Origin of the sequence: Dyella sp. (assembly GCF_035685805.1) — a bacterium.
Taxonomy (GTDB): domain Bacteria; phylum Pseudomonadota; class Gammaproteobacteria; order Xanthomonadales; family Rhodanobacteraceae; genus Dyella_A.
The window spans coordinates 18,420-30,079 of the sequence record NZ_DASSAB010000002.1 but is presented as its reverse complement, the minus strand read 5'-3'; the positions used below and the strand labels follow the sequence as shown (position 1 = coordinate 30,079).

At 68.6% G+C, this 11,660-nt stretch carries 11 protein-coding genes and 1 tRNA gene; 2 read left to right on the top strand and 10 right to left on the bottom strand.

The annotated features are described in order from the left end of the window. A partial coding sequence (locus VFG40_RS00155) for a globin family protein (RefSeq protein ID WP_525931234.1) occupies positions 1-226 on the top strand: 226 nt, incomplete at its 5' end. Between the two features lie 378 nt (positions 227-604). Here VFG40_RS00155 and VFG40_RS00150 read toward each other — a convergent pair. From VFG40_RS00150 to dtd, 6 genes are all read right to left on the bottom strand, one after another. Further along, positions 605-1,366 (bottom strand): helix-turn-helix domain-containing protein, encoded by a 762-nt coding sequence (locus VFG40_RS00150; RefSeq protein ID WP_324893612.1) that lies wholly within the window; start codon positions 1,364-1,366, stop codon positions 605-607. Between the two features lie 24 nt (positions 1,367-1,390). Further along, entirely contained in the window at positions 1,391-2,803 is a 1,413-nt protein-coding gene (gene hemN / locus VFG40_RS00145; RefSeq protein WP_324893610.1) for an oxygen-independent coproporphyrinogen III oxidase, read from the bottom strand. A 59-nt stretch (positions 2,804-2,862) separates the two neighbouring features. Then, positions 2,863-2,935, bottom strand: a tRNA-Ile gene (locus VFG40_RS00140). Between the two features lie 15 nt (positions 2,936-2,950). Next, positions 2,951-3,928, bottom strand: a complete 978-nt coding sequence (rarD, locus tag VFG40_RS00135; RefSeq protein ID WP_324893608.1) for an EamA family transporter RarD — start codon at positions 3,926-3,928, stop codon at positions 2,951-2,953. 102 nt (positions 3,929-4,030) lie between these two features. Beyond that, positions 4,031-5,893: an RNA polymerase sigma factor RpoD gene (gene rpoD, locus VFG40_RS00130; RefSeq protein WP_324893605.1), complete on the bottom strand. Its 1,863-nt coding sequence runs from the start codon at positions 5,891-5,893 to the stop codon at positions 4,031-4,033. A 143-nt stretch (positions 5,894-6,036) separates the two neighbouring features. Continuing rightward, positions 6,037-6,474 carry a D-aminoacyl-tRNA deacylase gene (gene dtd, locus VFG40_RS00125; protein WP_324893603.1) on the bottom strand — a complete coding sequence of 146 codons (438 nt, stop codon included), beginning with the start codon at positions 6,472-6,474 and terminating at the stop codon, positions 6,037-6,039. Positions 6,475-6,585: 111 nt separating this feature from the next. Here dtd and VFG40_RS00120 point away from each other — a divergent pair, with 111 nt between their 5' ends. Further along, on the top strand, positions 6,586-7,488 hold the full coding sequence (locus VFG40_RS00120) for an LpxL/LpxP family acyltransferase (RefSeq protein ID WP_324893601.1): 903 nt from the start codon (positions 6,586-6,588) through the stop codon (positions 7,486-7,488). A 3-nt stretch (positions 7,489-7,491) separates the two neighbouring features. On the opposite strand, the gene VFG40_RS00115 is transcribed toward VFG40_RS00120, so the two are convergent. From VFG40_RS00115 to VFG40_RS00100, 4 genes are all read right to left on the bottom strand, one after another. Beyond that, positions 7,492-7,818 carry a tetratricopeptide repeat protein gene (locus tag VFG40_RS00115; RefSeq protein ID WP_324893599.1) on the bottom strand — a complete coding sequence of 109 codons (327 nt, stop codon included), beginning with the start codon at positions 7,816-7,818 and terminating at the stop codon, positions 7,492-7,494. Further along, on the bottom strand, positions 7,815-9,557 hold the full coding sequence (locus tag VFG40_RS00110; protein ID WP_414649220.1) for an ArnT family glycosyltransferase: 1,743 nt from the start codon (positions 9,555-9,557) through the stop codon (positions 7,815-7,817). Before VFG40_RS00110 ends, VFG40_RS00115 begins: the two co-directional genes overlap by 4 nt. Positions 9,558-9,585: 28 nt before the next feature. Then, the gene (locus VFG40_RS00105; protein WP_324893595.1) at positions 9,586-10,620 is read right to left on the bottom strand and encodes a CDP-glycerol glycerophosphotransferase family protein; all 1,035 of its coding nucleotides are present in this window, start codon (positions 10,618-10,620) and stop codon (positions 9,586-9,588) included. A gap of 70 nt (positions 10,621-10,690) precedes the next feature. Continuing rightward, positions 10,691-11,506, bottom strand: coding sequence for a glycosyltransferase family 2 protein (locus VFG40_RS00100; RefSeq protein ID WP_324893593.1), 816 nt, complete (start codon positions 11,504-11,506; stop codon positions 10,691-10,693). Positions 11,507-11,660: the final 154 nt, after the last annotated feature.

Genomic DNA, 11,660 nt, shown 5'->3' with positions numbered 1-11,660 from the left:
TCCGGTGCGCGCCGAACACTTCGACCGCTGGCTCGCGTTGTGGCGTCCCACCTGCGCCGAGGTGCTGGACGCCGCGGGCGCGGCACTGATGATCGATTACGCCGAGCGCATCGGACAGAGCCTGAAACTCGGGCTGGGCCTGCGCCCGCGCGGGCGCGATCTCGGCGCGCCGATCGTGGGCAGCAGGCAGCTTTCTCTCGCCTCCAGCACGATGCCTGCCTCCTAGGTACAAGCGCATCCGCTCCCTCCTCCGCTGCGGGAGGAGGCGGCTACGAAGCAACGTGCCGGCTCCTGATGCGCGTCACCTTCCGCACCGCACGCTTGACGGTGACTGCCTCTACGCAAGCACCTGTGGCGAGGAAACCGCCCAGATCGCGCGCGTCGCGCGGCGCGGCCCACTGGTCGCTACGCATTTCAGAAAATGGTCCTCTTCGCGGCTGATCAGGAGAAGACTTGACGCATGCCGCAGCAGCTCACTCTCCGCGGCGGGAAGAGGGCTAAAAAGTCGCCTTCAGTGGGCGAATGGTCCACACCGGCATCCTTTGGGAGAAAGCCCTGGCGAGAGCCTCACAAGACGGAGCCAGCGACGCCCTAACGCCGCCGTTCAATCCGGCAGCAGGTTCTGCCCGATCTTCTCCAGCCCCTTCACGTCGAGCAGTTCCAGATCACGCCCTTCGAGAGCGATCAGTTCCTGGCTGCGGAAGCGGGTGAGCACGCGGCTGACGGTTTCGGCGGCCAGCCGCAGGTAATTGGCGATGTCGCCACGCGACATGCTCAGCGCGAAGTGGGTGCCGGAGAAGCCGCGCGCTTCGTACCGGCGGCCCAGGTCGCACAGGAACGCGGCCATGCGCTCGTCGGCGCTATGGTCGCCGGCGAGCAGGCTGGCGGTGCCCAGCTCCTTGCTGAGCAGGCGGAACAGGTGCTGCTGCACCGCCGGCATGCGCGCGGCCAGCGCGCTCATGGCGGGAAACGAGAAGCGGCAGAACTCGGTTTTCTCCAGCGCCAGCGCGTCGCACGGGAAGTGCTCGGGATAGATCGCATTGAGGCCGATTACCTCGCCGGGCAGGTAGAAGCCGAGCACCTGCTCGCGGCCCTCCTTGTCCACCACGCAGGTCTTCACCATGCCGCCGCGCACGGCGTAGATGGCGCGAAACGGATCGCCGGTGCGGAACACGTGGTCGCCGGTGCGGTAGGCGCCCACGTGTTCCACCAGGCAGTGCAGCGACTCCAGCTCGGGCTTGCCGTAGCCCACGGCAATGCAGGCGCCGGCAAAGGCGCAGGTACGGCAGAAACGCGTGGTGTCGCCGTCGTCGGAGATCGGGCTGGGCGGATCGGGCAGGCGGCCTGCCGGCTGGCTGGTGCGCATCGTGGTGACAACCGTGGCGTGGGGTCAGATGGCGCGCGAGTAGCGTGCAGGCGACGCGGCGTCATCAAGGTACGCGTCAAAGCACATGGCGATGATACGCAACAGAAGGCGTCCGCGCGAAGTGACCCGGATCGTGCGCCTCTCGATGGTGACCAGCCCGTCCGCCGCCAGTGCCTGCAACCGTTCCACTGCCTGGGCAAAGTAGTCCTCGAAGACGAGCCGGTGGCGCGTCCCGAACGCGGCCATGTCCAGCGCGCCATGGCACATCAGCTCACCGATGGCGGCGCGGCAGATCACGTCATCCTCGCTCAGCGTCAGGCCGCGAGCCACCGGCAGCCGACCGGCATCGAGCGCGGCGTAGTAGCCGGTGAGGTCGCGGGCGTTCTGGCTGTAGCTGTCGCCGATGCGGCCGATCGCGCTCACACCCAGTCCCACGATGTCGCAGTCGCCGTGGGTGGAGTAGCCCTGGAAATTGCGCTGCAGCGTGCCGCCGCGCCGGGCGCGGGCAAGCTCGTCGTCCACGTGGGCGAAATGGTCCATGCCGATGTACGCGTAGCGCGCCGCGCCCAGGCGCTCCAGCGCGCGACCGAACAGGGCCAGCCGGGTCTGCGGGTCGGGCAGCTCGGCCGCGTCGATCTGCTGCTGCGCCTTGAACATGCCGGGCAGGTGCGCATAGCCGTAGACCGCCACGCGATCCGGTGCCAGCGCGATCACCTCGGTCAGCGTGCGGTCGAACCCTGCCAGCGTCTGTCCCGGCAGGCCGTAGATCAGGTCGACACTAGCCGAGACGAAGCCGGCCTCGCGCGCGGCGTGGAGCACTTCGGCCGTCTCGGCCACGCTTTGCACGCGGTTGACCTTGCGCTGCACGGCCGGGTCGAAATCCTGGATGCCCACCGAAATGCGGTTGAAGCCGAGCTCGGCGAGTCCGCGCACGTAGGCGGCGTCGGCGAAGCGGGGGTCGATCTCGATGCCGTACTCGCGCTGGCTGTCGCGCACGAAACTGAAGTGCTGCGCCAGCGACTCCATCAGGTCGCGCATGCGCGGCAGGTCGAGGAAGTTCGGCGTGCCGCCACCGAAGTGCAGCTGGCGCACCGGCCGGTCGCGGTCGAACAGCGGCGCGATCAGCTCGATCTCGCGCACCAGTCGCTCCAGATAGCGATCCGCCTTGCCCACCTCGCGGGTGATCACGCGGTTGCAGCCACAGTAGAAGCACGGGCTCATGCAGAACGGCACGTGCACGTACAGCGACAGCGGGCGCGGGATCGGCTCCTCGTTGGAGTGGCGGATTGCCGTGCGCAACGCCGCCTCGCCGAAATCGGCGCGGAAATGCGGCGCGGTTGGATAGCTGGTGTAGCGCGGCCCGTTGACGTCGTAGCGGGCGATCAGCCCGGCGTCGAAGGTCGGCGGTTCGATGGGCGTGGCGGCGATGGTTTCCATGCCGCGCACTGTCGCCGTTGGCCGCCGGTTTTGCCTTGACCCGGATCAGGCGAAGGACATGGGCCCACCAGGACTCGAACCTGGAACCAAAGGATTATGAGTCCTCTGCTCTAACCATTGAGCTATAGGCCCGCACGGGGGCGCAGTTTAGCCGCTCGCGCGCGGCGTGGGTGCGACGGACGCCGGGCGCGACGCGTCGGCGGCACCCCGGCGCTGGCGTTGCAGTCGCAGCGCGTCGGCGCTTAGCACCAGCAGGGCGCACCAGATCAGGATGAAGCCGGTCCAGCGCGAGGTGGACATGGCCTCGTGATTGACCGTCACCGCAATCAGGAACTGCAGCGACGGCGCCAGGTACTGCAGCATGCCCAGCAGGCTCAGCGGCAGGCGTCGGGCGGCGGCGGCGAAAAATGTCAGTGGCGCGGCCGTGACCAGGCCGGTAGAGACCAGCAGCAGCGCGCTGCGCCAGCCATCGGCGAGAAAATGGGTGTCGTTGCGCAGGCCCAGCCAGTGCAGCGCGAACAGCGCGAACGGCGCCAGCAGCAGCGTCTCGATGGTGAGGCTGGCCACCGCGCCGGTGTGGCGGCCGGCCAGGCTCTTGGTCAGCCCGTACAGCCCGAAGCTGACCGCCAGGCCGAGCGCGATCCACGGCGGATGGCCGTAGCCGATGGCGATCACCAGCACCGCAACCACCGCAATTGCGATCGCCAGCCACTGCGCGCGGCGCAGCTTCTCGTGCAGCACCGCCACGCCCAGCCCCACGCTCAGCAGCGGGTTGATGAAGTAACCCAGCGAGGCCTGCAGCACTTCGCGATGGTTGGCCGCATAGACGTAGAGCAGCCAGTTCACCGAGATCAGCGCCGCCGCCGCGGCGAGAAAGGCCATGCGGCGCGGATGGCGCAGCGTCTGCACCAGCTGGCCCAGGGTGCCGGTGAGCGCCAGGATCAGCAGGCATACCACCGCCGTCCACAGCGCGCGGTGCGCCACCACCTCCAGCGCCGGGGCGAACTCCAGCCACACCAGGTACAGCGGCAGCACGCCCCAGATGCCGTAGCAGGCGATGCCGAACGCCAGTCCGCTGCGCAGCGAGCCCGGGGCGGAGGAAGGCGAATCGGGAGAGCCGGTCACGGCGGATCCTGTGGGCAAGCGGAAAAGACAAGGGCGCGCGCGGCGCCGCAAATGAAAACGCCCGCGTGCAGCGGGCGCTTCCACGAGCGGTGGCGGGAACGCTTATTCCAGGTCGAGGAACGAGCGCAGCTGCTCCGAGCGGCTGGGGTGACGCAGCTTGCGCAGCGCCTTGGCCTCGATCTGGCGGATCCGCTCGCGGGTGACGTCGAACTGCTTGCCGACCTCCTCCAGCGTGTGATCGGTATTCATGTCGATGCCGAAGCGCATGCGCAGCACCTTGGCCTCGCGCGGGGTCAGCCCGGCGAGCACGTCGCGCACGGTTTCCATCAGCCCGGTCTCGGTGGCCGAGTCGATCGGGGAGCTGGCGTTGCCGTCCTCGATGAAATCGCCCAGGTGCGAGTCCTCGTCGTCGCCGATCGGGGTCTCCATGGAGATCGGCTCCTTGGCGATCTTCAGCACCTTGCGGATCTTGTCCTCGGGCATCTCCATTTCCTTGGCCAGCTCCTCCGGCGTGGCCTCGCGGCCGAACTGCTGGAGCATCTGGCGGGAAATGCGGTTGAGCTTGTTGATCGTCTCGATCATGTGCACCGGGATACGGATGGTCCGGGCCTGATCGGCAATGCTGCGGGTGATCGCCTGGCGGATCCACCAGGTGGCGTAGGTCGAGAACTTGTAGCCGCGGCGGTATTCGAACTTGTCCACCGCCTTCATCAGGCCGATGTTGCCTTCCTGGATCAGGTCCAGGAACTGCAGGCCGCGGTTGGTGTACTTCTTGGCGATCGAGATCACCAGGCGCAGGTTCGCCTCGACCATTTCCTTCTTGGCGCGACGGGCCTTGGCCTCACCCACGCTCATGGCGCGGTTGATGTCCTTGATGTCGGTCAGCGGCAGGAACAGCTTGCGCTCGATGGCGGCGAGCTTCTCCTGCTCGGCGTCAATCGCCTCGCGATGGTTCTTGATGTTCGGCGACCACTTCTGGCGCTTGCGGCCCAGCTCGGCCGCCCACTCGAGGTTGCCCTCGTTGCTGGGGAAGGTCTTGATGAACTCGCCCTTGGGCATCTTCACCTGCTTGACGAAGATGTCCATCAGCACGCGCTCGTGGTGGCGGATGTCGCCCACCACTTCGCGCAGCTTGCGCACGAAGCTCTCGATCAGCGCGGACGGCAGCTTGAGCTTGAGGAACTCCTCGGCCATCTGGTCGCGCAGCTTGACGATCTTCTTGTCGGTAATGCCGGCGGCCTTCGGCGCGGCCTTCTGGAACTTGGCGTAGTAGTCGCGCAGCAGCTCCATGCGGCGCTTCACCTCTTCCGGATCGGGACCGGTCGGGCCGGCTTCCTCTTCCTCGGTGTCGTCGTCGTCGTCGCTGTCTTCGTCGCTCTCCACCTCGACGCCGTTGGCGGCGGCCTCTTCGGCCTCCTCGCGGGCGGCATCGGCGGCGGCTTCCAGATCGAGGAAGCCGGCCAGGATCTCGCTCAGGCGGCGCTTGCCGTCCAGGTGCTGGTCGTATTCCTCGAGCAGCAGTTCGATGGTCAGCGGGAAGCTGGCCAGCGCGGTCTGCACCTGGCCCAGACCCTCTTCGATGCGCTTGGCGATGGCGATCTCGCCCTCGCGGGTCAGCAGCTCGACTGTGCCCATCTCGCGCATGTACATGCGCACCGGGTCGGTGGTGCGGCCCACTTCGGCATCGACGGCGGAAAGCAGCGCCACGGCTTCTTCGGCGGCAGCCTCGTCATCGGTGTTGGAACCCGCCGCGGTGTCGGCGACGGTGTCGCCATCCGGCGCGGCATCGTGCACCTCGATGCCGACGCCCTTGAGCACCGCCATGATGTCTTCGATCTGCTCCGGGTCGACGATGTCGTCGGGCAGGTGATCGTTGATCTCGGCATAGGTCAGGTACCCCTGCTCCAGACCCTTGGAGATGAGCGCCTTGATTTCAGACTGTTGCTCGGGAGCTTTGCTATTCATACCTACCGCCGCGGATGCAGGAACCGATCAGTATAGCGATGTGCTGCTTTTTTGACCAGTTTTCAAGTGGGGAAAAGTGAGCAGGCCGGGCAGCAAGAAATGCGCCAGATCGCGCCATGACGGCGGGTCGGCCTCACCGGCCATCAACTCTCGAGCCAGAAGGTGACCGGCCCGTCGTTTACCAGATGCACCTGCATATGGGCACCGAAGCGACCGGTTTCCACCCCCGCGTGCGCGGCCCGCGCCAGCTCCACCAGCCGTTCGAACCAGTGCCTGCCCTGCTCCGGCGCCGCGGCGGAGGTGAAACTCGGGCGCATGCCCGAGCGGGTGTCCGCGGCCAGCGTGAACTGGCTCACCAGCAGCAGTCCGCCGCCCGTGTCGCCGAGCGATCGGTTCATCCGGCCGCTGGCGTCGGCAAACACCCGGTAGCCAAGCAGCCGCTGCAGCATCCGCTGCGTGCGCGGTTCGTCGTCGTTTGGCTGCACCGCGACGAGGGCGAGCAGGCCCGGGCCGATGGCGCCGACGGTGACGGAATCGACGGTGACGTGGGCGGCGCTCACGCGCTGGATCAGGGCAATCATGCAGAGGGTTCCGGGCGGTGGCGGGAGCTTAGCGCGACCACCTCTACCGCCGCGGGTAGCGCACTGTGGCGGCGCGGCGGAAGCCCCGCAACCATCGACTAGACTGATGCGATGCGTGCCGACATTTACCTGGTCTACCTGCTTCTGCGCCTGCTCGCCCTGCTGCCATTGCGCCTGCTGCATGGCGTCGGCGCCGCCATCGGACGGGGGCTTCTGTGGCGCCATGGCCGGACTGCGCGGCACACCGCGATCAACCTGGCGATTGCCCGGCCCGGCCTCTCCGCGCCTGCGCGCGACGCGCTGCTGCGCGAGGTGATGGCCGAGAGCGGCAAGTCGGTGACCGAGATCATCAAGGTCTGGGGCAGTTCGCCGGCGCGCGCGCTGGCGCTGGTGCGCGAGGTGCGCGGCGGTGAACTGTTCGAACAGGCGCTGGCCGCCGGCAAGGGCGTGATCATCGCCGCGCCGCACCTGGGATGCTGGGAGTTGCTGAACTACTGGCTGTGCAGCCGCACGGCCATGGCGATCCTGTATCGGCCGCCGCGGGTGGCGGCGGTCGAACAACTGCTGCGCAAGGTACGCGGCGCGCTGGCACCGGAGCAGGTGCGCGCCGAAGGCGCCGGCGTGCGCACGCTGTACAAGCGGCTGGCCGCCGGCGGCACGGTCGGGATCCTGCCCGACCAGAAGCCGCGTGCCGGGGATGGTCAGGTGGCACCGTTCTTCGGCCGCGATGCCTTGACCATGGTGCTGCTGCCGCGGCTGGCCGCCCGGACCGGCGCCACGGTGCTGTTCGCCTTCGCCGAGCGGCTGCCGCGCGGTGCCGGTTTCCGGATCCACCTGCTGCCGGCGCCGGCACAGCTGGTCGATGCTGACCTCGCAGTGGCCTGCAGCGCACTCAATCGCGGCGTCGAGGCGTGCGTGGAGCGCGCGTTCGCGCAGTATCAGTGGCAGTACAAACGATTCTCCGCCGACGGACTGGTCAGCCCCTATGACGGTGCCGGCCGGCTGGAGCCCTGAGGCTCAGCGCGCGGCGCGTTCCAGCCGCGCCAGGAACACTGTCATTTCCTTGGCCGCCTGCTGGTCGCCGCGGCCGCCGGCAACGCCGATGCCCTGCCGCCACGCATCCGCGGCACCGTTGCGATCGCCGGCCTGCAGGCAGGCCTTGCCCAGCAGTTTCCAGGCGGCGGAGTAGCCCGGGTCGAGCCGCAGCGCGTGGCGCAGTTCGACCGCGGCCGCGGATGCCTGGTCGTCCTCCAGCAGTGCGCTGCCCAGCGAAAAGCGCAGCAGGGCGCCGTCGCGCGGGCCATTGCACTGGGCGCGCAGGGCGGCGATGCGCTCGGCGCTCACGGCCGCTGCCGCGCCGGATAGACGCGGGTGGGCGTGCCCGGTTCGGGTGGTTGGATGCCCGCGCGCAGGTCGGCCAGCGAGCGCGCCGGCCAGATCACCAGCCACGACGAGCGGAACGGCTGTACCAGCAGCGCGTAGCGGCTGTCCGCCGGCGAGAGCTTCTCCGGATGCGTGACGATCAGCCCGTCCGGATGCGCCTGCGCGAAATCGGCGATCGGCCGGCCCTCGGTCAACTCGGTGATGGGGTCCGTGAGCCGGCCGGCGAAATGGAACTGTGCGTCGTACGCGCCGAGATAACCGATCGCCCGATGCTGTGCCTGCGCCGCGCCCAGCAACTGGCTGGCGGGGGTGAGGTCGTAGCGGTGCCACGCGGTCAGCGTGAACAGGGTATTGAAGGCGAGCGTGCCAAGCAGCCCGGCCACGGCCAGCCGGCGCATTTCGCCGCGACCGCGCAACAGCAGCAACGCGCCGAGCAGCAGGAACAGCGCGCCGAAGTAGCGGCTGTAGTCGACCGCATCATCGAACCAGGCGCCGTGCAGTCGACCGCTGGTCACCAGGCTCGGCAGCACGAACAGGAATACCGCCAGGGCGAAGCCGCCCAGCGCCAGCGGCCAGGTGCCGAGCCAGGCGCTTTCGGCCAGCCGGGGGTGCCGCTCGCGCAGCACGGCAATGGCACCAGCCAGCAGCAGGCACGCGCCGCCCAGCTCCGGCAACGGGTAGTACAGCTGCTTGCCGCTGATCAGCGAAAACGTGACGAACGCCGGCACCAGCCAGCACAGCGCGAAGCGCAGCCCCGGTTCCAGCGGCCGGCGCAGCGTCGCCAGCGCGGCAGTGGCGCGCGGCCACGCGCTGAGCGGGAACATCAGCACGGGGATCGCCAACAGGTACCACCACAGCGGGCGGGCGTGGTTCTGCAGGTCGTGCTCGGGCGTCACGCCGTCGACCACCCGCGCCGCGGTCTGGGTAAAGAACAGGCGCTGGCGGTAGACGTCGCCGCCGCTGAATCCGGCCGGCACCGCCCACGCCAGCAGCAGCGCGAACCCTGCCAGCATCGACAGCGCCCCGAGGCCGTACCAGCGAGCGCGGTGGCGGGCGGCCCAGTCGCTCCACAGCGGGCCGAGCAACCAGGGGAACACCACGTGCAACAGCATCACCGGGCCCTTGGTGAGCAGGCCCAGGCCGATGCACAGGCCGAACGCCAGCCAGCGCGGCTCGGCGCGACGGGCGGTCGGCACCAGGCACAACAACGCGGCCAGCGACCATGCCGCCAGCAGCACGTCGTACATGATCTGCAGCCCGAACAGGAACGCGTAGCTCAGCGACAGCAGCATCCACGGCGTGGCGCGCGCCACCCACGGGCGGTCCGGGAACAGCCGCCGCGCCAGCAGCGACGCCAGCACCAGCTGCACGCCGCCGACGATCACCTCGAGCACGCGCGGCCATACGTCGCTGACGCCGAACGCGGCCCAGCCGGCGTGGATCATCCAGAACAGCAGCGGCGCCTTCTCGCTGTAGGGCACGCCGTTGACGTGCGGCACCAGCCAGTGGCCCTCGTTCCACATCTCCCAGGCGACGGCGAGCGTGCGGGTGGAGAACAGCGGCATCGGGCCGTGCGCGAAGATCGCCAGCAGCGCTGCCGCTGCCCACAGCGGCAGCCACGGCCACAGGGCACGAAGATGTTCGGAGCGGCGGTAGGCGTTGGGTGTCACGAGCGCTCCCTCGGGCGGCAGTGCCGGCATTCTATCCGGCCACCGGCTGGCTGCCCGCTTAGCGGATGCGCGCGGAGCCCCAGTAACCGATGCGCCGGCGCAGCTTGAGCTTGCGCCACAGGTTCCATGGCTTGCGTCGGCGGTTGCGGCCACCGCTGGCGATGAAGGCGTCGATCGCATCGAGCACGCGCTCGCTGGAGCGGCCGTCGCGATAAGGGTGGATGGCTTCGCCGAATGCGGCGATGGCCTGCATCAGCTCGGCCGGGCGCGCGAATGCCCGTTCGATCGCCGGCTCGAAATCCTCGACCCGGTCGATGTCGATCAGCTGCGGGCCGGGGCGGCGGTTCTTGAACGTCACCACCGGCTTGCCGGTGAGCAGGAACTCGCTCAGCGCCGAGGAGGTATCCGAGCACATCATGTCCACCTGCGGAAACAGGTCGAGGATGTTGTCGTCTTCGGCGAAGCGCAGGTGCTCGTTTTCCAGCGCCTTGTACTTGGCCCGGGTCTGCGGATTCATCTTGGGGTGGAAGGTGACGATCCAGCGCCAGCGGCCGTCGCGCGAAAGGCGCCTGACCTCCTCGTAGAGCGTCTCGGCCGCGCTCCACGAGGGCGAGAAGGTGGAGTGGTAGAGGATCACCGGCGGCGTGCGCACCGGCGGAAGCGGCCCGGCGATGGCGCGCAGGAACGGGTCGAGCTTGGGCCAGCCGGTCTCGGTGACGGCGAAATGGCCGAGTTGGTCGGCCAGCGCCTGGAACTGCGCGGTGTCGCGCGGGCCAGTGGTGCAGTACAGGTCGAAGAAGCCGCGGATGTAGATATGGCGCGGCTTGCCTGCATCGAAGCCGTGGAACACCTCCACCTTCACCCCTGGAAAGAAATGCGGCAGATGGTTGCCCGGGGTGAGCACGGCGATCGGCTTCCACTGGCGCACTTGTTCCACCGTCAGCAGGCGCTCGCCCTGGACCAGGTCCTGCGCGCCGGGGCCGTCGAAGAACCACGCGGTTTCATCGCCGCGCGCGCGGATGGCGTCCTGCAGCGGCCGCAGGATCGCCAGCGCGTAGCGCTCGGAACCGTACAGGAGATAGTGCTTGGGCATGAGCGTTCGGCTCGGATCGGCAGGACGCATAGCTTACGGTGCGCCGTCGCACTTGCCGATGCGCGGGCCGTCAGCGGTCGATGCGGTGGTGCTTGAGGATGGCCTCCGCCTCGGCCACCGAGCCGGGGTTGTGGCGCATCTCGTAATAGCGCATGCGCTTGTACAGCGCGTAGCTGGCGGCGGTCTGGGCAATCAGGAAACCGCGCCATCCGTCGAGCATCGCCAGCCGGAACACGTAGTCCTTCACGAACGCCAGGACATAGACGAACGGCGCCTGCCACATCCGCACCGGCTTGCCCTTCTCCAGCCAGTCGCGGCATTTCAGCTCCGCGTAACGCAGCACCTTGAGCTGCTTGTGCGGCAGGGTCGGGTTGTTGACGTGGTGGAGCGGCGCGTCGAAGGTCGGCGCACTGCCCTGGAACTGCAGCGACTCGTGCACCCGCGCATCGCTCCAGCGCGCTCGGCCGCGGTGGTACAGGCGCGCCAGCTTCTCGCCCACCGAAGGGCGATACCAGCGCATCGGCCGGCCCATGTAGATGGTGTTGCGGCGCAGCCACGCGGCAGCGGCGGGGCCTTCCATCAGGGCCGGCAGGCGCTGGGCCATTTCGGCCGCCAGCGATGGCGAGAGGTACTCGTCCGCATCCAGCGCGAGGATCCAGTCGTGGTGGCACTGCCCGGTGGCGAAGTTTCGCTGGGCACCGAAGCCGAGCCAGTCCTGGTGCACTACCCGGGCGCCGTGGGCGCGGGCGATGGCCACCGTGTCGTCGTCACTGCCCGAGTCCACCACCAGTTTTTCGGCCGCAAACGGTACGCTGTCCAGGCAGCGCGCGATGGTGTGCGCCTCGTTGTGGGTGATGACGACGAGGGTGAGCGCAAGCGTGGGCATGGCGTGATTCTAGGGGAAACCCGCGCCTCGGCTACGGGCGTATGACTGAATCGCACATGTCCGGATCGCCGGCTGTGTCGCAGTGGTCCAGCGGCGCGCGTGACAGAATTCGCCGCTTGCTGGGCCATCCTTCTCGCCGTCCAGCCTCGCCAGG